Source organism: Paenibacillus tritici, from assembly GCF_013204885.1.
In the GTDB taxonomy this organism is placed as follows: domain Bacteria; phylum Bacillota; class Bacilli; order Paenibacillales; family Paenibacillaceae; genus Paenibacillus_AQ; species Paenibacillus_AQ tritici.
This window is the reverse complement of sequence record NZ_JABMKX010000013.1, coordinates 194,554-221,144: the sequence shown is the minus strand read 5'-3', so window position 1 is coordinate 221,144 and position 26,591 is coordinate 194,554. Positions and strand designations below refer to the sequence as shown.

Annotated in this window: 22 protein-coding genes; 21 read left to right on the top strand and 1 reads right to left on the bottom strand. The window is 53.1% G+C overall.

Annotated elements, in window-relative coordinates; genetic code table 11:
• The first annotated feature begins 333 nt into the window (after positions 1-333).
• From HQN87_RS23400 to HQN87_RS23355, 10 genes are all read left to right on the top strand, one after another.
• Positions 334-609, top strand: coding sequence for an IreB family regulatory phosphoprotein (locus HQN87_RS23400; protein ID WP_173138182.1), 276 nt, complete (start codon positions 334-336; stop codon positions 607-609).
• A complete protein-coding gene (gene ruvX / locus HQN87_RS23395; RefSeq protein ID WP_173138237.1) occupies positions 609-1,025 on the top strand; it encodes a Holliday junction resolvase RuvX in 417 nt (138 codons plus the stop codon). Before HQN87_RS23400 ends, ruvX begins: the two co-directional genes overlap by 1 nt.
• 13 nt (positions 1,026-1,038) lie before the next feature.
• Positions 1,039-1,347 (top strand): DUF1292 domain-containing protein, encoded by a 309-nt coding sequence (locus HQN87_RS23390; RefSeq protein WP_036696606.1) that lies wholly within the window; start codon positions 1,039-1,041, stop codon positions 1,345-1,347.
• Complete coding sequence (locus tag HQN87_RS23385; protein WP_173138180.1) at positions 1,340-1,648, top strand: DUF1292 domain-containing protein; 309 nt, start codon at positions 1,340-1,342, stop codon at positions 1,646-1,648. Before HQN87_RS23390 ends, HQN87_RS23385 begins: the two co-directional genes overlap by 8 nt.
• Positions 1,649-1,830: 182 nt before the next feature.
• Positions 1,831-2,856 carry an endolytic transglycosylase MltG gene (mltG, locus tag HQN87_RS23380; protein WP_367272787.1) on the top strand — a complete coding sequence of 342 codons (1,026 nt, stop codon included), beginning with the start codon at positions 1,831-1,833 and terminating at the stop codon, positions 2,854-2,856.
• A 47-nt stretch (positions 2,857-2,903) separates the two neighbouring features.
• The gene (locus HQN87_RS23375) at positions 2,904-3,836 is read left to right on the top strand and encodes a peptidase U32 family protein (RefSeq protein WP_173138178.1); all 933 of its coding nucleotides are present in this window, start codon (positions 2,904-2,906) and stop codon (positions 3,834-3,836) included.
• A gap of 262 nt (positions 3,837-4,098) precedes the next feature.
• Positions 4,099-5,421: a peptidase U32 family protein gene (locus HQN87_RS23370; RefSeq protein WP_173138177.1), complete on the top strand. Its 1,323-nt coding sequence runs from the start codon at positions 4,099-4,101 to the stop codon at positions 5,419-5,421.
• Between the two features lie 357 nt (positions 5,422-5,778).
• Positions 5,779-7,974: a methyl-accepting chemotaxis protein gene (locus HQN87_RS23365; RefSeq protein ID WP_246553400.1), complete on the top strand. Its 2,196-nt coding sequence runs from the start codon at positions 5,779-5,781 to the stop codon at positions 7,972-7,974.
• Between the two features lie 476 nt (positions 7,975-8,450).
• Positions 8,451-9,533: a LacI family DNA-binding transcriptional regulator gene (locus tag HQN87_RS23360; protein ID WP_173138175.1), complete on the top strand. Its 1,083-nt coding sequence runs from the start codon at positions 8,451-8,453 to the stop codon at positions 9,531-9,533.
• Positions 9,534-9,671: 138 nt separating this feature from the next.
• Positions 9,672-11,489 (top strand): peptidoglycan D,D-transpeptidase FtsI family protein, encoded by a 1,818-nt coding sequence (locus tag HQN87_RS23355; protein WP_173138174.1) that lies wholly within the window; start codon positions 9,672-9,674, stop codon positions 11,487-11,489.
• Here the strand turns inward: HQN87_RS23355 and HQN87_RS23350 are convergent.
• Positions 11,438-12,661: an AI-2E family transporter gene (locus HQN87_RS23350; RefSeq protein WP_173138173.1), complete on the bottom strand. Its 1,224-nt coding sequence runs from the start codon at positions 12,659-12,661 to the stop codon at positions 11,438-11,440. The genes HQN87_RS23355 and HQN87_RS23350 overlap by 52 nt on opposite strands.
• A gap of 247 nt (positions 12,662-12,908) precedes the next feature.
• On the opposite strand from HQN87_RS23350, the gene HQN87_RS23345 reads away from it, so the two are divergent.
• The 11 genes from HQN87_RS23345 to HQN87_RS23295 all read left to right on the top strand — a co-directional run bounded on the left by HQN87_RS23345 (position 12,909) and on the right by HQN87_RS23295 (position 26,525).
• Complete coding sequence (locus tag HQN87_RS23345; protein ID WP_173138171.1) at positions 12,909-14,294, top strand: polysaccharide deacetylase family protein; 1,386 nt, start codon at positions 12,909-12,911, stop codon at positions 14,292-14,294.
• Between the two features lie 211 nt (positions 14,295-14,505).
• Entirely contained in the window at positions 14,506-15,636 is a 1,131-nt protein-coding gene (locus HQN87_RS23340) for an amidohydrolase/deacetylase family metallohydrolase (protein WP_173138169.1), read from the top strand.
• Positions 15,590-16,702 (top strand): DgaE family pyridoxal phosphate-dependent ammonia lyase, encoded by a 1,113-nt coding sequence (locus HQN87_RS23335; protein ID WP_173138167.1) that lies wholly within the window; start codon positions 15,590-15,592, stop codon positions 16,700-16,702. Before HQN87_RS23340 ends, HQN87_RS23335 begins: the two co-directional genes overlap by 47 nt.
• Positions 16,695-17,450 carry a 2-dehydro-3-deoxy-phosphogluconate aldolase gene (dagF, locus tag HQN87_RS23330; RefSeq protein ID WP_173138164.1) on the top strand — a complete coding sequence of 252 codons (756 nt, stop codon included), beginning with the start codon at positions 16,695-16,697 and terminating at the stop codon, positions 17,448-17,450. The genes HQN87_RS23335 and dagF overlap by 8 nt, the downstream gene beginning before the upstream one ends.
• Positions 17,443-18,459, top strand: coding sequence for a sugar kinase (locus tag HQN87_RS23325; protein WP_173138162.1), 1,017 nt, complete (start codon positions 17,443-17,445; stop codon positions 18,457-18,459). Before dagF ends, HQN87_RS23325 begins: the two co-directional genes overlap by 8 nt.
• Before the next feature lie 137 nt (positions 18,460-18,596).
• Entirely contained in the window at positions 18,597-19,613 is a 1,017-nt protein-coding gene (locus tag HQN87_RS23320) for a glycoside hydrolase family 130 protein (RefSeq protein WP_173138160.1), read from the top strand.
• Between the two features lie 333 nt (positions 19,614-19,946).
• Entirely contained in the window at positions 19,947-21,251 is a 1,305-nt protein-coding gene (locus HQN87_RS23315; RefSeq protein ID WP_173138235.1) for an extracellular solute-binding protein, read from the top strand.
• Between the two features lie 100 nt (positions 21,252-21,351).
• Positions 21,352-22,227, top strand: a complete 876-nt coding sequence (locus HQN87_RS23310) for a carbohydrate ABC transporter permease (protein WP_173138158.1) — start codon at positions 21,352-21,354, stop codon at positions 22,225-22,227.
• 30 nt (positions 22,228-22,257) lie between these two features.
• Positions 22,258-23,088, top strand: coding sequence for a carbohydrate ABC transporter permease (locus tag HQN87_RS23305; protein ID WP_173138156.1), 831 nt, complete (start codon positions 22,258-22,260; stop codon positions 23,086-23,088).
• Between the two features lie 58 nt (positions 23,089-23,146).
• Positions 23,147-24,955 carry a cache domain-containing sensor histidine kinase gene (locus HQN87_RS23300; RefSeq protein ID WP_173138154.1) on the top strand — a complete coding sequence of 603 codons (1,809 nt, stop codon included), beginning with the start codon at positions 23,147-23,149 and terminating at the stop codon, positions 24,953-24,955.
• Complete coding sequence (locus HQN87_RS23295; RefSeq protein WP_173138152.1) at positions 24,945-26,525, top strand: response regulator transcription factor; 1,581 nt, start codon at positions 24,945-24,947, stop codon at positions 26,523-26,525. The genes HQN87_RS23300 and HQN87_RS23295 overlap by 11 nt, the downstream gene beginning before the upstream one ends.
• Positions 26,526-26,591: the final 66 nt, after the last annotated feature.

Here is a 26,591-nt window from a genome sequence, read left to right as displayed (position 1 = left end):
GTCATTCAGTGATTGAATTGTTGTAAGAAACTGTGAAGATTTATTAACGGTGAGATACGGCGGTACTGAGGGCTTTATATCAGTGCCGCTGCTTTATTCACAAAATGTATATTTTTGAGGGTTATTCATTATTGACCTGGGGCTTGCAATAGCTTAAAACCCAAAAAAACATCTGTTTTTGTAGACAAAATGCCAAAAAAAGCGCTTTTACAGGGCAGGATTTCCTCGTTAGGGCATGAATATGTTATGATGAAGGCAGCAAGTAAGCTGTACAGCAGCAACTTTGCGAAGCCGCCCGGGTAGGGTGATTTTGCAGAAGGAAGGTGTCACCAAATGGACTCCATGGACAAAACGGTCAAATTCAATGTGAAGGGCGACGAAAAGGAAGCCTCCCCCCAGGAAATACTGCTCGCCGTATACGACGCGCTGGTGGAGAAAGAATACCATCCGATCAACCAGATCGTAGGGTATCTTCTGTCTGGAGATCCGGCTTACATTCCGCGCCACAACAATGCGAGAAGTTTGGTCCGGAGAAAAGAGCGTGATGAGCTGATCGAAGAACTGGTCCGTTTCTATCTGGCCAATCACCGGGTGGACCCGCCGAAATGATGAAGAAGCTGGGACTGGACTACGGCGACCGCAGAATCGGTGTCGCCACAAGCGATATTTTCGGATGGACAGCACAGTCTCTGGAGACCATTGAGCGGCGCGGAAACGGCAACGAATATGACCGTATCCGTGAACTGATCAAGGAGCATGAAATCGGTGAGATTGTCGTTGGGCTGCCGAAGAATATGAACGGCTCAGTAGGACCCCGTGGTGAAATTTGCATTGAATTCGCTGCCAAGCTGCGGGAGCAATTTGATTTGCCCGTACACCTTTGGGATGAGCGTCTGACGACGGTATCTGCTGAGCGGGTGCTTATTGATGGGGACGTCAGCCGGAAGAAACGCAAGGGGCTTGTGGACAAAATGGCCGCAGCGCTGATTTTGCAAAATTTTTTGGATGCTAACAGTAAAAGGTGAGGGGTGTGCGGATATGACAAACGAACAGATCGGCCAAGAAGAGGAACCGGAAATTATCTATATTCCCGATGAGGAAGGTAATGAAGAGGAATTCGAGGTCATCATGAAGTTTGAAGTCGACGGATCGGATGCCAAGTATATGATGGTGGTTCCACTCGATTCCGAGGATGAGGAGACAGATGAGGTCTACGCGTTCCGTTACGAGGAAGACGGCGACGATCTGCAGCTCTTCATGATTGAGAATGACGAGGAATGGGCCATCGTAGAAGAGACCTTCAATACTTTGGTTGACGAGCTGGATGGAGGAGCAGAGAATGACTGATTTTTCCGCTGATCAAGCGGTATGGACTTCTAAGCTCAAGGAAGTATACGGAGAAACAGTAGAACTGGAAGATGAGCAGGGCAAGTCTTCCGTTTACGATATTATTGCAGAATTTGCTGTCGGTGACCGTGCTTATGCGGTTCTGGGCGGTTCGGGAAGAGCTGCGGAGCAGGAAATTCTGCGCATCGTAGTTTCTCCGGACGGACTTCCCGAGCTGGAGAGCATCATGGACGACGATGAGTGGGAGAATATTTCCGAGCTGTACGATGAGCTTACCTTCCCGGCGGAAGACAGCGAATAAGCATCTGCGGCAACTTAATCTAGAGCGGGTACGGAAGAGGGCGGAATTTTTCCGCGCTCTTTTTGTTTAAGGATAAGGGATTCTAGTTTATGCTGAAAAAATAAGTTGAATTTTGGACAATACAAATTTATACTTTATAGTCGGAAAGTGAGGCGTAATATTTGAAAGCCGTGATCCGCACTGTGCTTATCTTAATCCTGGTCCTGGCGGCTGCCGCAGGAGGAGGAGCATGGTATATTTGGAATGGAATGCAGCCGGTAGAGCCCGCAGGGCCGCCTGTAACGGTTACGATAGAGAAGGGTATGGGCAGCTCGCAAATCGCTGACCTGCTCGAGCAAGAGGGAATTATCAAGAACAGCCTGTTTTTCAAAGGGTATCTGAAATGGGTCCAGGAGGGCTCCAGCTTCAAGGCTGGAACGTATAATGTAAGTCCCGGCGACTCGTACGACACCCTGATCAGCCGGATGAATGCCGGAGACGTCGTGAAGGAAGAGATGGTTACATTCACGATCCCTGAAGGGTATACAGTAACCCAAGTGGCAGAGAAGCTGGCTGCTGCTTGGAACCAGAAGCCGGAGGTTTTCCTGAAATTGATGGATTCCGGTGAGGGCCTGGAGGCTGTAAGCCTGCTGGAAATCCCGTCCAACCCGCAGCTGCGCCATCGTCTGGAGGGATATCTGTTCCCGGAAACCTATGAGCTGGTTAAGGACAGCACTCCGCAGGAGGTTATTGAAGCCATGCTGGATCAGCTGGTGAAGAAGCTGGATACGATTCCTGAATGGAAAGCAAAGCTGGCGAACCGCGGACTCACCCTCCATGAACTGCTGACCGTAGCTTCACTGGTGGAGCGTGAGGTTGTGGTGGATAAGGAACGCCCGCTGGTTGCCGGTATTATCTATAACAGACTGGACAAAGGGCAGAAGCTGGAGATAGATGCTACGGTTCAATATTTGCTGGACAAGCAGAAAGAGCGGCTGTATGAGAAGGATCTGAAGGTGGACAGCCCTTATAATACGTATAAGCAGGCAGGACTCCCGCCTGGACCGATCAGCAGCCCCGGCCTTGCCTCCATTGAAGCAGCGATGACTCCGGAGGTATCGGATTATTTCTTCTATGTCACTAAGAAAGACGGGTCACAGGGGCATTTATTTGCCAGGACCTACAAGGAACATTTAGCCAATATTCAAAAAAGCAAACAAAATCCCTAAGAACCCGCTACAATAGTAGGGATGCGCTACACACAGGAGGTAACACAATGAATAACACACCGGAGCTGCTGGTTACAGCGGCTTCTCTGGAAGAAGCTGCTGCCCTGCTAACGGCAGGAGCGAATGCGCTGCTGATCGGTGATGACCGCTTCGGCATGCGGCTTGCCGGGCATTTTACGCTGGAGGATACGGCGGCAGTGGTCAAGCTCGCACATGCCCGGGGCGCCAAGGTATACGGAAGTATAAACGGACTGATTCCCAATACGATGCTGGAGGAGCTTCCGGCTTATGTGAAGGCCATTAGCGAGCTGGGTGTCGATGGGGTAGAGTTCGGTGATCCCGCCGTTCTTGCGGCAGTGAAGGCGGAAGCGCCGGGAATGAAGCTGCACTGGAATGCGGAAATGACGTCCACCAACTATGCTACAGCCAATTATTGGGGCAGCAAGGGAGCTTCGCGGGTCGTGCTGGCACGTGAGCTCAATATGGATGAAATGACGGAGATGGTGCCTCATTTGGAAGTGGAAGCCCAGGTGCAGGTGCATGGCATGACCAATATCTATCATTCCAAGCGTAAGCTGGTAGCCAGTTATATGTCCCATCAGGGCCGTCCGAGTGATGGCGGAAGCCTGGGCAAGGAGCGCGGGCTGTTCCTGATTGAAGCGGAGCGTCCGAATGAGAAATTCCCGATTTATGAGGATGAGAACGGAACGCATATTATGAGCTCAGATGATATTTGTATTCTGGAGGATCTCCATTTCCTGCTCAAGGCCGGTGTGCATAGCCTGAAGATTGAGGGACTGCTGAAGCCTGCGGCCTACAACGTGGCTGTCGTTAAGGCTTATCGTCATGCTATTGACTTATACGCCGCTGATCCGGCGGAATATGCTTATGATGAAGCTTGGCTGGAGGAGGTCCGGGCGTTGCAGGACCCTGAGCGTGAACTGTCGTTCGGCTTCTTCTACAAAGAACAGGTATATTAATATAAAAGGGTTTGTCTCAGCTCTTTAAAATGGGTTGTTAACTTTACCATCGAGATGGGTAGCAGCGGAGGGGAATTTGGAACTGCAGGAGCGATAGCGTCCGCCTTTAGGTTTGAATTTCAACCGCTGACAGCGGATTATAATTGGGAAATTCAAACCTAACAGCGGCCGAAAGTCCAAATTCACCGCAGCAGCGTTTATCATCGGTATGCAAGCTTCGCAAGCTTTTTAACAAGATGAGACACAGAGAGGAGAACAGGAAATGGGAACCATGACCAAGCCTCAATTCAAAGGCAAACGTTACCGTCTGGACAAACCGGAGCTCCTGGCTCCGGCAGGGAATCTGGAGAAATTGAAATTCGCCGTACACTATGGTGCGGATGCAGTATATATTGGAGGCCAGAAATACGGCCTGCGCTCGGGGGCAGATAACTTTACCTTCGAGGAAATGCGCGAGGGCGTTGAATTTGCGAAGAAATATGGCGCCAAAGTATTCGTTGCGACGAACATCTATGCTCACAATGAAGATATCGCGGGGATTGAAGAATACCTGCGTAATTTATATGAGGCCGGGATTGCAGCTATTATTGTAGCCGATCCGGTAATTGTGGACACCGCCCTCCGCCTGGTACCGGGCCTTGAGGTGCATCTAAGCACCCAGCAATCCACGCTCAACTGGCAGGCGGTATCTTTCTGGAAGCAGGAAGGACTGCCCCGGGTAGTATTAGGCCGGGAGACCAGCCTGGAGGAGATTGCCGAGATCAAGCAGCATGTGGATATTGAGATTGAGAGCTTCATCCACGGGGCCATGTGCTCCTCTTACTCCGGACGTTGTGTATTGTCCAATCACTTCACAGACCGTGACTCCAACCGCGGGGGCTGCTGCCAATCCTGCCGCTGGAAATATGATCTGTTTGAAGATGCCCGTCCGGAAGGGAACTGGGTATCCGAAGAGGATCAGGCGGAAGCGCCGCAGGCCCTGCAGCCTGGAGTAACGCAGTTGCCGCTGCATCAGCCTGAGGATAATCCGTTTACCATGGGATCGAAGGATTTATGTATGCTGGAGAGTATCCCTGACCTGATCGAGGCCGGAATAGACAGCTTCAAGATTGAGGGCCGGATGAAGTCGATTCACTACGTGGCTACTGTAGTGAACGCCTACCGCAAAGCCATTGATGCTTATATGGCAGACCCGGAAGGGTATGTGCTGAAGCCGGAGTGGCTGGAGGAGCTGCAGAAGGCGGCTAACCGTCCGCTGAATACAGGATTCTTCTACGACACACCGGACCATGAGGATCACATTTATGAGCCGGAGGAGAAAGCTGCTCCTTACGACTTTGCTGGTCTGGTGCTGGAATATGATGCTGAGACGGGGATGGCGCTCGTTCAGCAGCGCAATAACTTCAAGCCGGGACAGGAAGTCGAATTCTTCGGACCAGACGATACCTTCTTCAAGCAGACCGTAGGCGAGCTGTGGGATGAGGCGGGTAATCCGCTGGAGGTTGCCCGCCATCCGCTGCAGCGGGTGCGGATGAAGGTCGATCAGCCGGTTGCTTATTTTGATATGATGCGCAAGAGAAAATAGCAGCTTCTTATACGTGGAGTGTCCGTTACTAAATGGGCACTCCTTTTTTGAAAGATAATAAATTATAGGCTTCGCGTAATAAATCTTCCTTATCTTTCTCGCTGAAACGGATGCCATCCTTTTGAAGGATGGCATCCGTTTCTACTTGTATGCCAAATTACTTATGCAGTTCGGTAAAAATATATGAATATTGAAGTGATTTGTAAAAAATGCTAAGAAAAATGAGACTTTGTGCCGATATAAAGGGCAGGTAACGCTTACATACGTCTTCCAATCTAATGGATAGGTAGGGTGATGGTAATGGGGGCTCCGAATCCGGAGAACGAGTTAAACAAACCAAAGGAGAGAAGGATAAAAGTGGCAAAGAACAGTAAAAAGCCAAAGAGTACACAAAAGGCTAAGGCCGGTCAAACAGAAACGTCACAGACAACAGGCAAAACGGCAGAACAGGGAACGTTGAAGAATGTATTGAACGGCTCGTTGCGTCAGGTCAAGAGAGTAAACCCGACGAAGTCCGTGGGGGTGAAGCTGTTCCTGATCTTCTTATCCTCCATTGTGGTGGTGGTGCTATTCCTGGGACTTCTGTCGTACAACAAGGCCAAGAATACGATTAAGGATAGTGTGTCCGAAGCGAACCGGCAGACCATTATTCAGACCTCGGAGAAGCTGGATATTACCTTGAAGCAGTATGAGAGCCTGGCACTTCAGCTGTATTTCGATACACAGATGCAGGCGAATCTGACAGAGCTGTCTTCTGCGAAGAGCAGTTATGATAAGTTTGTGGCTACGGATGCCATCAGCAAGAAGTTGTCCAGCCAGACGACAACGGATTCCAATATCGTGGCCATTTCACTAATTCCAGACGATCCTGAGATGACGATTATCTCCAGCGGAAGCGCCAGCTTCGACGGGGACGGTCTGAGAACCCAGGAATGGTTCAAGACAGTTGTCGCTAATTCAAGCTCTTACGAGCCTTATTATACGGCAGAAGCCAAATCAGCACAGAACTACTGGTTCCCTACGGCGGTTCAAGGCAGTGGCGGCAAGAATCTGGCAATGGTCAGAACGCTCAAGAATCTGGGTTCCAATGCCTCTTATGTTGTCATGCTGGAGCTGAAGAGCAGCCTTCTCGAAGAAGCCTTCAAGAGCGTGAAGCTCGGGGACAATTCACGGATTCAGCTGGTTTCACCGGATGGAACCGTAGTAGCCTCCTCCAAACCGGAAGAGGACGGGCAGGTGTCAGAGCTTCCCTTCATTATGGAGAGCAAGCAGAACAGCAAGAGCCAGGAAGCCGAGGATGCGAACGGCGATGATGTGCTTGCTGTATACAACCCGATGCAGAAGGCAGACTGGAAACTGGCCGGCGTAGTTCCTACCGGAGAACTGGTCAAGTCCGCTACGCCGATTCTCGTTACAACCTTCATCGCTGCGGGTGCTGCAGCCCTGCTCGCTATTCTGGTTGGATTCTGGATGGTACAGATGATTGCCAAGCCGCTCGCACGGCTCAAGGACCTTATGGTGGAAGGAGCCAAGGGGGATCTGAGTGTCCGTACCGAGTATGTCTCGAAGGATGAGATCGGCGATCTGTCCGCTTCGTTCAACCTGATGATGGGGCGGATTACGGAGCTGGTTGCCCAGACTACGGATACTGCCCGGGAAGTACTTGAGACTGCAGGCGAGCTTGGGGACGCATCCCGCAAGACGGCCATATCTGCCAAAGAGATTGCGGCGGCTACGGAAGAGATTGCCGGGGGGGCCGGCAGTCTGGCTCAGGAGGCGGAGCGCGGCAATGAGCTGACTGATCTGATTGCTACGCAGATGCAGAGTGTAATTGCGGCCAATGCCGAGATGGATCAGGCAGCACGCGGAGTCGGGGAAGCCAGCGGACAAGGGGCCGTTCAGCTCGAGGAGCTGCTGCAGCAGACCGGACGTACCGGTGAGATGACCTCTGCACTGGTGGATAGGGTCAATAACCTGAAGGAAACCGTGTATTCCGTGATCAAGGTGCTGGATGTTATGAAGAATATTACGCAGCAGACTAATATCCTGTCTCTCAATGCCACGATTGAAGCCGCAAGAGCAGGCGAAGCCGGCCGCGGCTTCATGGTAGTAGCCGGGGAAGTCCGCCAGCTTGCGGACCAGTCGAAGCAGTCCATTGCACTGGTCGCCGGAATTACAGACAAGATTGTGGCTGAGATGGACGAGACGGTAGCTGTACTGTCGGAAGTAGCCCCGCTGTTCAAAGAGCAGATGGTTTCCGTGAAGAGCACCAGTGAGATCTTCGTGTCCGTGAAGGGGCAAATGGAAGACTTCATCACCAGTCTGGAATCTGTGACAGGCGCAATCGACAGTCTGAACCATTCGCAGGGCGTGCTGTCGGATGCCATGGGTAACGTAAGTGCGGTAGCCCAGCAGTCGTCGGCAACCTCCGAAGAGGTGGCTTCGCTTAGCAGTGAGCAGCAGAATGTTAGTGATCACCTTGTAGCCTTGTCAGGCAAGCTGCAGGGTGCCTCGACACAACTGGAGAGCAAGCTGTCATTGTTCAAGATCTAGAGTGAGATTAGATTTACTGTTGTGAATGCTCCGTATACTAGAGACCGCTTCTTCACCCTCGGTGAAGAGCGGTCTTTTTATGCAGCCGAAACGGTATCATTTGTTGAAAAGTAGGACAAAGCCATTTCTGCTTATTGTACTAACGTTCACTGACCCGTATACTTATTTTGTTATATAAGAAGCACTAATGAAAATAACAAAAAGCAAAAGAAGCGGAGGGGAAATTTGGAACTGTAGGAGCGGTAGCGACCGCCTTTGTCACCGGATTTCCACCGCGAAGAGCGGAATAAATCAAGAAATCTGGGGACAACAGCGGCCGGAAGTCCAAATGTTCACCGCAGTGACGATGAAGCTTCAAGTTCAAATCTTAAGTGCGTCTTATATAGCTAATTGTTATGGATTCAAGAAAAGTTAGCTACAATGAAGATAAGGATTTCACTGAAATTGTCAATTGGAGCTGGAGGTCTTACTATAATATGGCTAAAAAAGTCACTATGCAAAAAATTGCCGACCATCTCGGCGTATCTAAATTTGTTGTGTCCAAGTCCCTTTCGGGCAAAGGCGGTGTTAACGAAACCACCCGGGAGAGGGTGATTCAGGCAGCCTCGCAGCTGGGCTATTTCACGCAGAAGAACGCATACGTCCAGAGTATCAAGCACCCTCAGCAGTCTGCAGGCCATGACCGGAATAGACAATCAGTCCTGGTGCTGATGCCCAATATCCGCGCACAGACCCAGGACTCTCTATACTGGGGGAAGATAGTAGACGGTATAGCGCTGGCCCTGGATCAGGAAGGTCTCGGCATGGTCATTATATCCGAGCATCGTACCGATAATTTCGTAAATATCCTCAATCCTGCCGGCCTGCTTGGATTAATTGGGGTAGGGCAGATCTCAACCTCGCTGCTCCTGGAAGTGCACCGGACCGGTCTGCCTATGGTGCTGATTGACCATGAAGACCCGCTGATTCCCAGCGATACGGTATTTGCCAATAATACAGATTCCATGGTCCGGCTCACCAATCATCTGATGGGCATTGGACATACAGAGATGCATTTTATTGGGAATAACCTGTATTCCCGCAGCTTCCGTGACCGCTGGATCGGCTTCCGCAGTGCGCTTGAAGAGAAGGCCATGAAGACACCTGCCGGCGATGACGAGATGCTTCAGCTGGAGGGCCTGGATGACGGTACATTCGATGAGAGTTTCAGGCAGTGGATGCGGGGGCGTATCCGGGCCAATGCTCTGCCTACCGCCCTGGTCTGTGCCAATGATTCCACTGCGTTAATCGTCTGTGAGGTGCTGAGGGCGGAAGGTCTTAACATTCCGCAGGATATTTCAGTAACGGGCTTCGATAACATTGAGGATGCTACCAGAGGCAACCCTCCGCTGACTACGGTGCATGTCCCCAAAGAAGCGATGGGCCGGGCGGCAGTAGAGAAGCTGCTGAACCGTATTCATAACCCTTCCGCACCTCTGGAGAAGATCCTGATTGCAGCGGATATTGTCCATAGGGATTCGGTGGCGGAGCCGCTCCTACCAACAAAGTCACAGCAGTGAAATAACGTTTATCCAAATTCAGTGTGTGATCTTATATTTCAGGACCGCTTTTCCTACAGGGAAAGGCGGTTTTTTTGCCGCTTGGGGTGGGTATAATAGTAGCCATGGTTCTGCAGCACACTGGATGGAGGTATTGCCTTGCACAAGCTGGTTCATAAACGTATATTCTGGGGATGCCTACTCCTGTGTATCATGCTTGCCGGCCTGATGATCAGGCTGGCCTGGGTACAGCTGCTGATGAAGGACAGCCAAGTAAGCGGGACCCGGTACACGATGGCCCAGATGGCCGAAATTCAAAGTGAGCGGGAGGCCGTGCTGGACAGCGGTAGAGGGCGGCTGTACGCCAAGAACGGGGAAGCGCTCGCGGGAGAGACCATATGGACGGCTGCACTGTTCCCGCAGGAGGAGCAATTTCACCTGCATAACGATGCCGGAAGCCACAAGGAAGACAAGCAGCTGCACAGGCTAGCGGAGATTCTAGGCGTCAGCTACAGCCAGCTTCAATCCAGACGCACAGGGCTTAAGGAGCCGCTTCTCTGGCCCTCGGGGCAAGGGGCTGATCCGCTGGCATTGACATTGCCGCAGGCGAGAGAGGTGGAGAAACTGAAGATTGAGGGAGTCAGGGCGCTGCCTTTTGCCCGCAGATATAACGGGTCTGATACAGGCCGTCAGTGGCTTGGTTATCTGTCTGAAGCTTCGGGTGACGCGCTCCGGCAATCGCCTACAGGCCTGAGAATTCCCAGAACAGGAACAGACGGGCTGGAGAAAACGCTGGAACCGCTGCTGCAAGGTGTGGGGCACACGGAGGCAGTAGCCCAGGTCGATGCACGCGGCAATAGGATTCCGGGCAGTCCGGTCAAATTTAAGGCACCGGGCAATCCCTATTACCCGCTGTCTTTATATACCACGATTGACTTGAAGCTTCAGGAAGGAATCGAGGAGCTGGCTGCAAAAGCGGGTGTGAAGGAAGGGGCCATTGTTGTATTGGACAGCCAGAGCGGAGATATCGCGGCGATGGTCTCTTTGCCATTCTATAATCCGCAGCAGATCTCCCCGCAAGGAGGAGAATGGAACAATCATGCGCTGCAGGCGGCAGCCCCGGGCTCCATCTTCAAGATTGTAACAGCCGCGGCTGCGCTTGAAGCCGGGGTGACTACCCCGGACGAACCCTTCTTCTGCACAGGCCAGTATGGCAAATATGGTCTGTCCTGCCTGCACGGCAAAGGACACGGCGCCCTCACCATGGAGCAAGGGTTCGCCGTGTCCTGTAATACTGTATTCGCTACGCTGGCCGAGCGGCTGAGCGGGGTGAAGCTCCAGGCTGCTGCCCTGGCCTTGGGGCTGGGCCGGGACATCGGGTGGCAGGCGGAGAATACGCTGGGCCTCCCGCTGCTCCGGCCGCTCGCCGGAGAGCAGCCGGGGACTATCTTCACCACGCTGCTGCCTGATGACGGCGGGGCCAGAGTCCAGACAGCCATCGGCCAGCGCGATGTGCGGATCACGCCGCTGCAGGCGGCGAATCTGGTGGTCACGCTGCTGCATGGCGGCGAAGTCAGAGCGCCGCGTATTCTGCAGCGGGTCGCTTTTGCCAACGGGCAGACGCTTCAGAAGCTTCCCGGGCATCTGGCGCCTGCGCCGGAGGGCCGAATCTCCGCCGCCACTGCCCGTGTGCTGCTGGGAATGATGCGTAGTGTGGTGACAGAGGGAACAGGCCGGATGCTTGCGCATTCGGCCTGGCCGGTTGCCGGCAAATCGGGCACTGCCCAGACACTGGTCAAAGGGAAGGCCCGCAACAATCAATGGTTCATCGGCTATGGCCCGGTAGACCATCCGAGATATGCGGTGTCCGTTGCGGTAGAGAATGTGGCACCGGGCAGCCCGCAGGCTGCGACACGGCTGTTCGGTCAGGTATTTGAGCTGCTGTCCGAGCTGGAATCGGGGCGGGCAGGTGCCTGATGGTCTGGTCCGGCAGGATCTGTGGCAACATCCCCGCTAACCGGACCGCCCGCTGTAGAAGTCCCGGACGCCGCGAATGGAGACACGACGAACTCCTCCTGCGGCAGATAGATCCACTGCTGAAGATATCCCTGCTGGATCAGCTCTTTAAGCAGGATGAGCAGAATCGGCGACAGAATAAGTCCGGCTATGCCGAATAAGGAGGAAGACAGAATGACGAAGGAGAGCATCAGGAAGGCGGAGGAGACACCGATCGAATTCCCTGTGATTTTGGGCTCCAGCAGCTGTCTTACGACCATCACCACGACCAGCAGAACGATCAGTCCGATGGCGAGCGAAGAGTTGCCTACAATGAACAGATAGATAATCCAAGGAATCAGAACCGCAGGTACCCCGAGCAGCGGCAGCAGGTCGACGAGTGCGCAGACCAGCGCCAGGGTAAGCACATTTCCTGTCCGCAGAATCAGCAGACCGGCAAGAATGATCACGAAGGTGATGCTGATCAGAATCATCTGGGCTTTGATATAAGAACCGATGGCCTTGAACACATTGCCCTGCAAAAAAGCAAAGGCTGTCTTAAATGTCTTCGGAAGCTTGTCATGAGCGATACGGCGCCAGTCCTTGATCTCCATACTGAGGAAGAAGGCCAGAATGATCGCAATACCGAAATTAGCCATAAAGGAAGAGAAGGAGCCAAGCACTCCGACCATATATTTAAAGAAGGCCACCATCCACTGGGAGAGAATATTCGTGGCATCCCTGAAATAGCCGTTCAGCTTGTCTGTGAGATTGGCCGGGAGCGCATCCACTTTGTGCTGAAGATAGGTTGTTGTCTCTGTGAAATGCTGCTGGACCACGTATGTATATTTGGGCAGGTTATTCTGAAGGTGGATCGCCTGGGTTGTAATCAGCAGTCCGGCACCAAACAGTGCGCCCAGAAGAATGACCAGGAAGAGAAATACGGAGATCGCGGAGGCAAAAGGCTTGGCTAACCCCTTACGGTTGAGGAAGCGGGCCAGCGGCTCAATGAGCAGAAATACAAAAAAGGACAGGAACACCGGCGCAGCCAGCTGATACAATTTGCTGAAGCCAAGCATCACTAAATATAGCGTGAGAAAAACCAGCCCGATGTCGAAAAAGGTACGCCAATATTTTTTGTACAGCGGCAGCATAGATTTAAACGACTCCTTTTTTAGATCAATTATTTTTAGAGATTTCTTTCATTTCATTGTACACGATTTTAATAAAAAGCGTCTATTTCTTTGACAGCTGTGTTAAAATAGGAGGTAACGTTTTTTTCTTGAAAGTTAAGAGTTCATACAGACGCTTCTACTTACACTCCTACTTGGCCGTATCACATCTATCTGTTTACAGACGTAGGGCGAGCCAAAGTCAACTCTGGAAAAGCGGTGATTTTACATGCAGACTTTGCTGCTCTGGCTATTTTACATCTCTACCTTTTATGCTTTTATTCCTGGAATGATCAGCCGCTTATTTGGTTACCGTGTCTTTCGCAAGGGAATTGGACGCACGGATTACGGACTGACCTTCGATGACGGGCCGGACCCGCATTATACACCGCTACTGCTTGATCTGCTTAAGCGTTACGGGGCGAAGGCGACATTCTTCGTCGTTGGCTCCCACGCGGAGCAGCATCCCGAGATTATTAAGCGAATGCATGATGAAGGGCATTTGATTGGCATTCATAATTATGTGCACAAGACGAATTGGCTGATGCGTCCCGCTGCAGTAAGGAAGCAGATTGACCGGACGGGCGACATCATCTTCGGTATTACCGGCGAGCGCAGTACGTATTACCGGCCGCCCTGGGGGATCGTGAACCTGTTTGACATCTCCAAGCGCCGGCAGGTGCAGATTGTGCTGTGGTCGGCCATGTTCGGTGACTGGAAAGAAAAGCTTGGAGCGGAACGGCTCACCGAGAAGCTGATTGCGAAGCTGGGCCCGGGTGAAGTCCTGCTGCTGCATGACTGCGGCACAACGATCGGTGCCGATCCGCATGCGCCGGAGCATATGCTTATTGCACTGGAGCGGATGCTGGAGGAAGCGGACAGACGGGGACTGCGCAGCGTCCGGATTGATGAGATGATTAAGGCGGTGCAGCGCTCCCCGATCACACGTCTGTCGTTCGGCAAACGGCTGGTCGTCGGATTATGGCTGGCCTGGGAGAAGGCCTTCCAGCTGCTGTTCCGGATTAAGACGATCACTCCGGCAGATCCGTTCCTGCATTACCGCCTGCGTAAGTACCAGGGTAATCCTGTTCAGATGGACAACGGCGAGTCCTTAAGCAAAGGCGACAAGGTCATCGAGCTGCATATCGACAACAGGCAATTGTTCGAGCTGGGCATTCATTCCCGTTCCTCGGCCCAGCTGGCCATCCGCATGATCCGCCGGATGGAGAAGGATCTGCCGGTGCTTGCGGAGCGTATTGCCGGTGATCTAGAGCTGGCCGAGGCCAAGGCGCTCTACGGTGTGAGCTTGCTGAACCGCGGGCCGGAGAAGTTCGGATTCATGGTGCTGGATCTGCCAAGCGGCCTGTTCGCAAGCTCCACCAAATTCTATCTCAGTATTCTGCTCAGCGTCATTCATCCGTCAGGCGGAGCGAGACTTAAAGTCCGCAGTGAGCTGCTGGTACCCAAAATGATGCTGATGCCCGTGTCGCAGCTGCTTGACCAGATGAACCAGCAGCGGCCGCAGAAGCTGGTGAAGCAGCGGGAACGTGTCCGGGAAGAGGAGCACTCCCTTGAAGCTGAGCTTGAACTGCCCGGAGCAACGGTGGTTCATTGAAGCACGTGCGTAATTAAATGAAATAGCCATAATAAGCTAAGCTTCCATAACCTTTGGGTTATGGAAGCTTTTTTTGTTTGTTAGCTTAGAATGATCTGAATTCTCACGATATAATCGCAATTTTATGGGATATTTCTTTCGGCGGGGCCGGGCTATGATTAATTCATACACTGGGCGGTATAAACAGCCGGACCGAAAGGTGATGAGGATGATGGCAGGGCGGTTGCTGCTCCGCCGGGTAAGGCGGATGAACGGTGAAGAAGTGGATTTGGTGGTGGAGAAGGGAAGGATTGCGGAGATCCTGCCCGCAGGTACCGCAGAGGCGGGCGGCTGCCGGGTATGGGAGACCCCGGGAGCCTATGTCTCCAGCGGCTGGATTGATATGCATGTTCATGCTTTTCCCGCTTTTGACCCGTACGGGGATGAGATAGATGAGATAGGCGTGAAGCAAGGGGTGACCACTATTGTGGATGCCGGAAGCTGCGGGGCTGACCGGATTGCTGAGCTTGCAGAATCGGGGCGGAGAGCGGCTACCCGGCTGCTGGCTTTCCTCAATATTTCACATATCGGGCTGCAGCGGATTGATGAGCTGGCCGATATGGAATGGATTAACCGGGCGAGACTGCTGCTGGCGGTCTCGAAGCACCCGGGATTTATCGTAGGACTGAAGGCGAGGATCAGCCGGAGTGTGGTGAAGGAGAACGGACTTGAGCCGCTGCATGCAGCGGTTCAGCTCTCGGAAGAGACGGGCCTGCCGCTGATGGTACACATCGGCTCGGGCCCTCCGGATATCCGTGAGGTGATTCCGCTTTTGCGCCGGCGGGATATCATCACCCATTATTTGAACGGCAAAAGCAATAACCTGTTTGACGGCGCGGGCCAGCCGCTTGAGGTCTTGAAGGAAGCGGTCTTACGCGGAGTCCATCTGGATGTCGGACACGGAACTGCCAGCTTTTCGTTTGAAGTGGCGGAAGCCGCGAGGCGCAGCGGTGTCCACCCGGATACCATCAGCAGCGACATCTACCGGGGCAACCGGCTGCATGGGCCGGTCTTCAGTCTGGCCCATGTGCTGACTAAATTTCTTGCGCTCGGCTATTCTCTTGAGGAAACCGTGGCACGGGTAACGACACAGGCTGCAGACTGGCTTGGCAGACCTGAGCTGGGTGAAATACGCACCGGAGGCGAGGCTAATCTGACGTTGTTCCGAGTGAAGGACGAACTGGCGGAATTGGTGGATTCAGAAGGGACGCGGCGGTTAGGCCGGCAAATTATTGAAGCGATGGGAGTGTTCGTTGATGGCAGATTCATTGAATGCGAAATACGGCCTGAAGCGGGTGATTAATGCCAGCGGCCGCATGAGTATCCTGGGGGTATCCGCCCCCGCGGATACGGTGATGGATGCGATGAAGCAGGGAGGGCAGCGGTATGTGGAGATTGCCGAGCTGGTAGATAAGGCTGGAGACTATGCGGCACGGCATATCGGTTCGGAGGCTGCGGTGATTGTCAATTCAGCTTCCAGCGGAATTGCACTTGCGGTAGCGGCGGTAGTAACACGTGGCGAACCGCGTGCAAGCCTTCGCCTGCATCAGGATAAGCTGTACCGGAATGAGATTATTATGCTGAAGGGGCATAACGTGCAATATGGTGCGCCTGTTGAAACTATGATCTACCTCGGCGGCGGGGCAGTGCTGGAAGCCGGTTATGCCAATGAAGGCCGGGCAGAGCATCTCAGGGATGCTGTGTCGGACCGGACGGCTGCCATTCTGTATGTGAAATCCCATCATGCAGTGCAGAAGAATATGATTTCTGTCGAAGAGGCCTGGGAGGTCGCCCGGGCGGCAGGGCTTCCGCTGATTGTGGATGCCGCAGCGGAAGAGGATCTGCAGAAGTATGTGCAGGTGTCCGATCTGGTTATTTATAGCGGCTCCAAAGCCATTGAAGGACCGACCTCCGGCATTGTCGCGGGCAAGCGGACCTATATCGAATGGCTGAAGGTGCAGCTCCACGGCATCGGACGGAGTATGAAGGTCGGCAAGGAAACGACGTTCGGTCTGCTGCAGGCACTGGATGAGTATGCGGTTAAACAGGACAACAGCAGCCAGGAACAAGCAGCCTTGCAGACGTTGCTGACCCTGAACGAGCTTCCCGGCATACAGGTGTCTGTTGTCCAGGATGAAGCTGGACGGGCGATTTTCCGGGGAAGAGTCCAGGTGGACCCGGCTTTGGCCGGAATTTCTGCACAGGAGCTGTCCGAAGGGCTGCAGCAGGGCGATATCGCGATTTATACCCGTGACTATGGCGTCCGGCAAGGTTATTTCGATATTGATCCGCGTCCGCTCACGGGCGATGACATTCACATCATTGCGGCGGGAATTCGCCAATGGACTGGAGGAGAAGCAGATGTCTAAGATTGCAGAACGGTTCTACAAGGGACGGGTCGCTTTGAATGTGCTGGCCCGGGATATCGGGAACGCCAAAGAGGTGTTCGAGGCGTCCGAGGGGCATGTACTGGTTGGCGTACTCTCGAAGGATTATGCCACTGTTCAGGAAGCGGTAACCGCAATGGAAGCCTATGACCGGGAAATTGACGGCGCAGTATCCATCGGACTGGGAGCCGGGGATAACCGTCAGGCTGCGGTGGTGGCGGAAATCGCCAGGTACTATAGCGGAAGCCATATCAACCAGGTGTTTCCTGCCGTAGGCATCACCCGCGCAAGTCTGGGCGGGAAGGACAGCTGGATCAACGCTCTGGTCTCTCCGGCAGGGCAGCCCGGCTATGTTAATATTTCCACTGGACCGGTTAGCGCTGCTCAGACGGAGCAGGCGGTTATTCCTGTGAAGGCGGCGATCGCCCTGGTCCGGGATATGGGCGGCAATGCACTGAAGTATTTCCCCATGCAGGGGCTGAGCAGGGAAGCAGAGCTGCGCGCAGTGGCTGAGGCCTGTGCCGAGGAACGCTTTGCACTGGAGCCGACAGGCGGCATTGACCTGTCCAACTTTGAGGCTATATTGTCCATTGCGCTTAGTGCTGGCGTCCCGCAGGTCATTCCCCATGTTTATACTTCCATTATTGACCAGGATACCGGACTTACGCGGCCTGACGATGTGCAGAAGCTATACCGGATGATGACCCGGCTGGCGGATAGCTATGTCTAAACAGATCGCCGCCTTCGGCGAAGTGATGATGCGGTTGCAGGTACCCGGATATGAGCTGCTGTCACAAGCCAGCACTCTGAACTATTCATTCTCCGGGAGTGGTGTGAACGTATTGTCCGCTCTGACCCGGTACGGGCATCAGGGCAGTCTGGTAACGAGACTGCCCGAGGGTCCGCTGGGCGATGCCGCAATCGCGAGCCTGCGTAAGCTGGGCATTCATTCCGGCTATATTGAGCGCGGCGGGCAGTATATCGGCATGTATTTTCTGGAGAACGGGTTTGGGGCAAGGCCCGGCAGAGTAACTTATACGGACCGGGCCGGAAGCAGCTTCAATACAGCTCCGCAGCATACGTATTCCTTCGCCGGGCTTGCCGGCAAAGCGGATGCTGTCCATTTCTGCGGCATTACGCTGGCGATGAATGACGGCGTCAGAACGGCGATGAAAAGCTACGCCGAAGCGGTCAAGCTCAAGGGAGGCCTCGTGGTTTTTGACTGTAATTACCGCCCGTCCCTCTGGAGGGAAGGCGGCTATGAGCTGGCGAGGCTGCATTATGAAGAGATGCTTCATCTGGCCGATATTGTGCTCATGAACGAGCAGGATGCCATGTTCATCCTGGGTATGGATGCGGTAAGCGGTGAACGGGAGGGACAGCTTCGTGAGCTTATTCCTGAAGTGGCTGCCCGTTACAGTCTCTGTACGGTTGCCGGAACACACCGGACCATTCATGAGGACAACCGCCACTCCCTGCGCGGATATATCTTCAAGGCAGGCAGCTTCTCGTTCTCGGATCATCTGACATTTACAGTCCTGGACAGGGTCGGAGCGGGAGATGCTTATGCCAGCGGGATTATTCACGGCGAGCTGGAGGGCTTTGATCCGCAGCATACGGTTTCGTTCGCTGCTGCTGCCGGAGTACTGGCACACACCGTAGCGGGAGACTCGCCGATGTCCTCCGAGCAGGATGTCTTTCGGATGCTGATGAATCCCGGCGGCGATGTTCAGCGCTGAGGCTTCTCCCTTAACCGGGATATCAGCGCTATTATTCGGATGATTTCTATACTATGCGGGATATTTTGACGCCCGGGAGCGGGCTATAATGGGGATAATTCAATTCAAGTACAGGTTAACCCTGAGGAGGCAGAGCAATGAGAATCAACAGACATCCGGAGAATCCAATCGTGGTGCCGGGCAAATATGACTGGCGGCTGGCGACGGTATTTAATCCGGCAGTGATCAAGGATAACGGGAAATTCTATATGATTGAACGGACCGCAGGCTCGCTGACGCCGTGCAAAAATGTCCTGGGTCTGCTGGAGAGCGAGGACGGTGTCCATTTCACCCATGTGAAGGACGAGCCGGTGGTTACACCCGATATGCTCGGCTTTCCTTACGGCAGTGTACAGGACCCGAGAATAGTGAAGATTGGGGACCTGTTCTACATGAGCTTTGCGCTCCGCCCCTGTGCAATGAATTATTATCCGACCGGAACCGGCATTCCAGAGCGCTCCATACCTGAATATCCCGATGGCTGGGGCGAGGAGGAGGGGCACTGGCTGACGCGCTCTATTCTGATGTCCTCCCGCAATCTGACGGATTGGGAGTATGTAAGCACTACAACTCCGCTTGAGATTAACGACCGCAATAATATGCTGTTCCCGGAGACAATAGGCGGCAAATACGCGCTGCTGCGCAGACCGGAGGAGTACATCGGTGAAGCTTACGGAACGGAGCAGGCGGCAATCTGGATCTCGTATTCGGAGGATCTGAAGGAATGGGAAGAACCGAGTCTGCTGGCCAAAGCGGAAAACGCGTGGGAAAGTAAAAAGATCGGGGCGTCCACTCCGCCGATCCGTACCGCTCACGGCTGGGTGCTGCTGTATCACGGTGTGGACAGCGATACGGTGTACCGTCTCGGCGCCATGCTGCTCGATCTGGAGGACCCGTCCAAGGTGATCGCCAGAACGAAGGACTTTATCATGGAGCCGGAGACGTATTATGAGAAATTCGGCTACCAGATTCCCAATGTTATTTTTCCGACCGGCTGTGTGCTCGATGACGGCATTCTGCATATCTACTACGGCGTAACCGATACAGCCATTGCGCTGGCAACGGTTCCGCTCTCCGATATGCTGGAGCATTTGCTGGGGCAGACGGTATTGTAGAAGGATGTTCGCTAACCGCTTGGATATTTTCAGGCGGTTCCTATCCGCTTAATATTGGAAGCGTTTACCCAGAAAAATTCCCGTAAAAGAGGAATTTATATAACGTATAGTGTAATATAATATGACTTACTTTCATGATTTTCAGTGTATTTTTCATATTTCTTGCAAATTCGCTGTAGAATATCGGATATAATCTAACATTTGTGGGATATAGACCGCAGCCCATAGCTTTTATAATTAACGTAACAGCTCAGGTAGTCCTGCAAGAGGGAATCTGAGGTGCGGGAATAGCAGATACTAATAATAGTAGAAAGAGGGTTGATTAGGGTGACAATGAAACAGACCAAAAAAGTAGCTTTGCTTGGGATGGCGGGCGCGCTGGCTTTGTTCACAGCAGCATGCGGCAACAGCAACAACGCGGGTAATACGGGCGGGAGCGGGAATAGCGAAGAGACCATCACCCTGAATATGATGCATCCCTGGACCTCGCCGAATGTGGACAATGAGGTATACAAGGCGCGGATCGCCAAATTTGAGGCGGAGCATCCGAATATTGTAATCAAGCAGGACGGAGTGCCTTCCGCACAATATAAAACCAAGCTGCGGACGCTGGCAGCCGCCAACAATCTGGCGGACATTAATGTCGTATGGCCCGGAGCCGATCTGGAGCCGCTGGTGGAGGGCAGCCTGGTGGAGCCGATTGATAGTCTGATGGATAACTGGAAGTCGATTCTGCCGGAGAGTGCCCTGGCCGGGTTCAATATTGGCGGCAAGCAGTATGCCATTCCGACCAAACAAACCTTCGTAGACATCATTTATTACAACAAAGAGATGTTCGCCCAAGTAGGCTATACAGAGTTTCCTGATACGTACGATAAGTTCATCGACGCAGTTACCAAGCTAAAAGCGGCGGGGATTACACCAATCTCGCTGGGCAACAAGGAGCAATGGCCGCTGCAGTCCTCCTATCTGTCCATTCTCGGGGACCGCTTTACCGGCAGTGACTTCCTCACCAAGGTGGTAAATAAGGAAGCGAAATTCACAGATCCGGAGTTCGTCAAAGCGATTGCGGTTATTGATGAGCTGACTAAGCTGAAGGCCTTCAATACCGATGCCAACAACATGGATTCCGTACAAGGCCAGGATTATTTCATCCAGGGCAAAGCAGCGATGCATATCTCTTCCTCAACAGTAGATGCGAGAATCCGGATCAATAATGACGAAGGCGACAAGTTCGGCATTGCCCTGTTCCCGGGTGTGGAAGGCGGCAAAGGTGATCCGGTGAAGAGCGCGGGTGTGGTGCAGTACGGTATCGCCATTAAGAGCGGGCTGAATGAGAAAACCAAAGCGGCGGCTGAGGAATTCATGAAGTATTTTGTCAGTGAGGACCTGTACAAGGAGTTGATCCGCAACGGGGTAGTAGTTCCGGCCACCGTGGAAATTCCCGGGGATGCCAGCCCGTATCTGAAAGAAATGCTTGAGCTGACCGGCAAAGGCACAGCCCCTGTATTCGACAGCATCATTCCGACACAAGTGGTTGACGTTGTACAGAACGGCATACAGGCGCTCACGATAGGCCGCGGCACACCGGAAGAGGTCGCCAAGGACGCACAGGCAGCTTTTGACCAAATGAACTAGGATGAACAGGGAGAAACGGGGACCGCCGCTTGCAGCATCAGGCGAAGCCGTTTCTCCATTTCATAAGCAGAAGAGGATTCAACTGGAAGGGGGATGCCCTGTGCATACACTTAAGCAAAATAAACTGGCGATCTTTATCGGATTATTCCCGGCGCTGGTCATCTATCTTGGAATTGCGATCATACCGATCGGCATTTCGCTCTACTACTCGGTGATGGACTGGAACGGGATTGGCAAGATGTCTTTTGTCGGCTTGGACAACTACTCCCGTATTCTTACGGATGATACGTTCTGGCTGTCTGTGCAGAATAATATTGTCATTATGCTGACGGGGCTGGTTGGTCAACTTCCGCTGGGCCTCATCATGGCGATGCTGCTGAACAAAGGGCTGAAGGGCTCAGGCTTTTTCCGTACCGTAGGGTTCATGCCTGTTGTTATCTCGTCCGTTATGGTTTCCTTAATCTGGGGCATGATTTATAACACGGAATACGGGATGCTGAACAGCATGCTGGCCTTCTTCGGACTGGAGAGCTGGCAGCAGAACTGGCTGGGGGACATGAAGTGGTCCATGCTGTCCATCAGTGTGGCGTACATTTGGCAGAACTGCGGGCTGTACATGGTTATTTTCCTTGCTGCTCTGCAGAATATCCCGGATGAAGTTAATGAAGCCGCCGAGCTGGATGGTGCAACAGGCTTCCGCCGCACACTGCATATCACGATTCCTATGCTCCGCAGTACTATTATGGTAGCGGTCGTATACAGCATCAGTAACTCTTTCCGGGTATTTGATTTGATTCAGGTGCTGACCGGCGGCGGTCCGGCACATCAGACAGAAGTCATGACACTCTATATGTACAATAGCGCATTTATGAATTTGCGTTACGGCTATGGCAGCGCGGTATCGATTCTGATTCTGGTGTTCAGTCTGGTCGTGATTTCCATCGTTAACCGGATCGGCCGGGAGAAGGACGCCTGATGAAGATGTACAGAAAGGAGGAGAGAAGCTATGAATAAAAAAACACCGTTATTCAAAGTCATGGCCTACACATTTTTGAGTCTGTTCGCTATTATGAATATAATTCCGATATTCTGGATGATCGTGAATTCGTTTAAGGAAGAGCAGGAATATGCGGCGAACCCGTTCTCCTTCCCGACCACGCTGCATTTCTCCAACTACACCAAGGCTTGGGAAATCGCAAATATGAACATTTACTTCTTGAACAGTCTGCTGATTACGTTCGTATCGCTGATTGTGACCGTGCTGCTGGGCTCGCTTGCCGCCTATTTCCTTGCCCGGTTCACATTCAAGCTCCGCGGCTTCACGTATGCGCTGTTTCTGCTGGGGATGCTGGTGCCGATTCATGCCACATTGATCCCAATCTTCCTGATTATGCAGAAACTGAGTCTGATAGATACGTATTTCTCACTGATTCTGCCATATACGGCTTTTCACCTGTCACTTACGGTGTTCATTCTGGAGGGCTTTATGCGGGGCTTTCCCAAGGATCTGGAGGAGTCGGGGATTATGGACGGAGCGGGTGTATTCCGCATTTTCTGGTCCATTATTCTGCCTATCACCCGCCCGGCTATGGCTACCGTCGTGATACTCAACTTTATTTACAACTGGAATGAATATTTATTCGCGCTAGTACTGATCACCTCCAATTCGCTTAAGACGCTTCCGCTGGGGCTCGCGAACTTCGTCGGCGTGGAGACAGCGAGCTATACGCTGCAGATGTCGGCGCTGACGATTGCACTTGTGCCCATATTGATCTTCTATCTGCTGCTGCAGAAGCAGCTGGTTACCGGAATGACCGCCGGAGCTGTCAAAGGCTAAATACAGGTCCGCAGTGAGGAGTGAAGCAGCGGCGGTGGAAGAAAAAAGGAGTCTGAGGATGAAGACACGCTGGAGAAAGGCCGGTAATTTCGGCTTGAAACGCAAGGCTATGGTGATATTTCTGCTATTTGTCTTTCTGCCGACCATCGGGGTCGGGGTCATCGTTCAATATAAGTATAATAAGGTGCTCCGCGAGCAGTTCATCAGTGCTACCCGCCGCAACCTTGATAATGTGACCAGCCAGCTTGGCGAGCAGACCAAAATGGTGGAGGATATCGCCGACTACTTCATTCTCAGTCCCGACATGCGGAACTTTCTCCGCAGCTATCCGCCGCTTGAAGCTGAACAAAGGTCTGTATATAAACGCAATATTGAGGATTTCCTGACCTTCCAGTTAATGTCGAGAAGTTATATCCGCTCCATTGAGATCTCCGGCTACAACGGTAATGCTATTGAGATGGGTGAGCCGTTCAGCGGGGATGAAGGCAAGTGGGAGCGTGAGGCGGTGGCCCGCAAGGGCGGGATTCTCTGGACGGAGGGCTATCCGCTGAACAGCTCCTGGAATGGGCAGGTCCGGGTGCTCTCCATGATCCGTGTCCTGAATTCCTTCAGTGAGATTACGAAGTCGCTCGGCATGCTGACCATCCGGCTTGATGAGGCGGAGATCGCCGCTCAGCTTGAAAAAGGTGTGCTGGCAGCAGGTTATGGCAGCGTGTTCGTAATGGGCGGAGCGGGTGATCTGATCCTGGAGTCGGTCAACCGTCTGCCGGACGGCTATGTGCCGGACCAGGGCCTGATGCAAAGGCTCACGGCTGGCAGCAGCAAGCTGGCTACCGCTGAAATCGGGGGCAAACGGTACCTGACTATGTATAACCAAATTGACAATTCCGACTGGAAAGTGGTCGTTCTCATCTCCGAAGGGAAGATGGCGGAGGAATTCCGCAGCGTCAAGATCGTGATGTCCATTATCCTGATTGCTATTCTGGTGCTGGCGCTCACTGCGCTCCTTGGATTCCACTATACGATTATCCGTCCGATTCTGCGGCTGAAGATTGAGACGGGGCGTGTGGCCGGCGGTGACTTCAGCGCGAGGGTGCCCGTCAGCTCTCAGGATGAGATTGCTGAACTGGGCAGTAAGTTTAATGAGATGGTCATGACCATCCAGCAGCTGATTGATCATAAATACAAGCTGGAGCTCCGCGAAAGGGAAGCGGAGCTAAGGCTGATGCAGAATCAGATGGACCCTCATTTTCTGTACAATACCCTGGATATGATCCGCTGGACGGCCCGTCTGGAGCAGGCGGAGCAATCCAGTCAGCTGATCGAAATGCTGTCCAGATTCTTTCGCGCCAGCGTCAATAACGGAAGCTATCAGACGACGTTGGGCAAGGAAATGGAATTTGTACAGGCTTATTTGTATTTACAGCAGTACCGGTTGGGGGATAAGCTGTCCTATTCGCTGCACCTGGAGCCGGGTATTGAAGAGGCAGTCACTCTGAAGGCGACCCTCCAGCCGCTGGTGGAGAACTCGGTCAAGCACGCTATGGACAGGAGCAAGGCTGTTCATACGATTGAAGTGAAGGCTTATACGGCTGAAGATGAAATACGAATTGATGTGACCGACAATGGAACAGGCATGACTCCGGACCGGGTGCGGGAGATCGCAGCTACCCTGGATCGCAGGCCTTCCATGCGCGTCAGCGGCCATGAAGGGGCGCTGCGCAATATTCATGAACGGCTGTCTATTTTTTTCGGACAGGATTACGGGCTGCGGATTATCCATACATCGGGTGAAGGTACACGTATCCGTGTCACACTCCCGCTGCGGCAGGCCGGAAGCGAGGGGGGAGAAGATCATGGGCAATAACGGACGAACAGACACCAAAGGGCTTAAAATGCTGATTGTTGATGATGAACCGGTCATTTGCAAAGGACTTCGCCTGACCATCGACTGGGCTGCGCTGGGAATAGAGGTCATCGGCGAAGCTTACGACGGTGAGGAAGCGCTGCAGATTATGGGGGAGCATGAGGTGGATTTCGTACTCTCGGACATCCGGATGGATGGCATGGATGGTCTCCAGCTTGCTGAGCAGGTGGGACGGCGTTATCCCGGGGTCCGCATGATAATTATCAGCGGCTATGAAGATTTCGATTATGCACGCCAGGCGATCCGGCTCGGGGTGAACGACTATTTGTTGAAGCCGGTTAATATAGACGAGCTTACCGGGGTAGTGGGCAAGCTGGCAGAAGATATCCGGCAGCAGAAGCAGGAGGGCGGCAGAGATGAAGTGAAGCTCTGGCTGACCAACATGGCCCGGCAAGGGATGGCGTACCGCAAGGCTGCCCCCTCTTCACTTCAGGGAGCACAGTTCAGAATTCTTGCCACGCAGCTGAGCTGCTTCCACGGGCGTTATTCGGAGCTTGGGCAAGAGGAGTATGAGCAGCTTCAGGAGCAGTGGATAGGCTGCCTTCAGGGGCAGCTGGCATTACCCGGCCTGAAGCTTGTCTCTATCTTCGCTCATGAGAATCTGCTGATTACATTGGCGGCGGCAGACCACCGGCTGGAGCCGCAGGAATGGCGTGAATGGCTGGACGGCTTCGTTCCCGGGCTTATCCCCGGGGCGGAGCTGCACTGCGGAGCATCGCAGACTTATGACGATGCCGCAGAGACGTCGGACCGATGTGCGGAAGCCGCGGGGCTGCTGCGCTATGCTGTACTGGATAACTCTGCTGTGCTTGAGGAAGATATTGTCCGGCAGTGGAGCGGTACAAGAGAGCCTGCGGCATTGGATATTGCCGGTACGGTGCAGAATCTGGTAGCGGCTCTATTCAAGCAGGATGCCGGCGAGACCGGGGAGCTGGTATCGGAGATGCTGAGATTTTTCAAGCGTGAATCGTATTTGCTGCATGAGATTGTGACTGTGTATGAGGAGCTGTTCGCTCTGCTGCGCCAGCGGCTGCGCAAGAGCGGAATTACCGGTATGGATTATGGCCGCCAGTCACCGGACCTCTACCTGTTCAATTCTTACGATGCTCTCCAGGAGCTGATCCAGAAGGACATGGGCGACCTGCTGGAGCTGATTGAACAGAATGGCACAGACCGCTCCTACTGGATCGTTGAGAAGGCCAAGCGTTACATTGAAGCGCAATACCGTACGGATCTGAAGGCATCCGAGGTCGCGGCCTGGCTGAAGATTACGCCCAGTTATTTCAGCTATATTTTCAAGCAGAGCACAGGAAAGGGGTTCACGGAATACATGAACGAGCTGCGGATCGAGCAGGCTAAGGCACTGCTTGCGGCTACACATGATAAGATATTCGAAATTGCCGACAAGGTGGGCTACAAGGAATACAAATATTTCGTGACGGTGTTCAAGTCCTATACGGGCATGACCCCCAAGGAATACCGGGGCTTGCGGGCGAGCAAGGACTTGTAAGGTTAGGCGGGACAAGGCAGTTAGATAAGAAGCACTAGAGAAATAAACAAAAAGCAAAAGAAGCGG

Coding starts and splice junctions, on each gene's coding strand:
- HQN87_RS23400 (WP_173138182.1), top strand. CDS start 334: ATGGACTCCATGGACAAAACGGTCAAATTCAATGTGAAGGGCGACGAA.
- ruvX (WP_173138237.1), top strand. CDS start 609: ATGAAGAAGCTGGGACTGGACTACGGCGACCGCAGAATCGGTGTCGCC.
- HQN87_RS23390 (WP_036696606.1), top strand. CDS start 1,039: ATGACAAACGAACAGATCGGCCAAGAAGAGGAACCGGAAATTATCTAT.
- HQN87_RS23385 (WP_173138180.1), top strand. CDS start 1,340: ATGACTGATTTTTCCGCTGATCAAGCGGTATGGACTTCTAAGCTCAAG.
- HQN87_RS23375 (WP_173138178.1), top strand. CDS start 2,904: ATGAATAACACACCGGAGCTGCTGGTTACAGCGGCTTCTCTGGAAGAA.
- HQN87_RS23370 (WP_173138177.1), top strand. CDS start 4,099: ATGGGAACCATGACCAAGCCTCAATTCAAAGGCAAACGTTACCGTCTG.
- HQN87_RS23360 (WP_173138175.1), top strand. CDS start 8,451: ATGGCTAAAAAAGTCACTATGCAAAAAATTGCCGACCATCTCGGCGTA.
- HQN87_RS23350 (WP_173138173.1), bottom strand. CDS start 12,661: ATGCTGCCGCTGTACAAAAAATATTGGCGTACCTTTTTCGACATCGGG.
- HQN87_RS23345 (WP_173138171.1), top strand. CDS start 12,909: ATGCAGACTTTGCTGCTCTGGCTATTTTACATCTCTACCTTTTATGCT.
- HQN87_RS23340 (WP_173138169.1), top strand. CDS start 14,506: ATGGCAGGGCGGTTGCTGCTCCGCCGGGTAAGGCGGATGAACGGTGAA.
- HQN87_RS23335 (WP_173138167.1), top strand. CDS start 15,590: ATGGCAGATTCATTGAATGCGAAATACGGCCTGAAGCGGGTGATTAAT.
- dagF (WP_173138164.1), top strand. CDS start 16,695: ATGTCTAAGATTGCAGAACGGTTCTACAAGGGACGGGTCGCTTTGAAT.
- HQN87_RS23325 (WP_173138162.1), top strand. CDS start 17,443: ATGTCTAAACAGATCGCCGCCTTCGGCGAAGTGATGATGCGGTTGCAG.
- HQN87_RS23320 (WP_173138160.1), top strand. CDS start 18,597: ATGAGAATCAACAGACATCCGGAGAATCCAATCGTGGTGCCGGGCAAA.
- HQN87_RS23315 (WP_173138235.1), top strand. CDS start 19,947: ATGAAACAGACCAAAAAAGTAGCTTTGCTTGGGATGGCGGGCGCGCTG.
- HQN87_RS23305 (WP_173138156.1), top strand. CDS start 22,258: ATGAATAAAAAAACACCGTTATTCAAAGTCATGGCCTACACATTTTTG.
- HQN87_RS23300 (WP_173138154.1), top strand. CDS start 23,147: ATGAAGACACGCTGGAGAAAGGCCGGTAATTTCGGCTTGAAACGCAAG.
- HQN87_RS23295 (WP_173138152.1), top strand. CDS start 24,945: ATGGGCAATAACGGACGAACAGACACCAAAGGGCTTAAAATGCTGATT.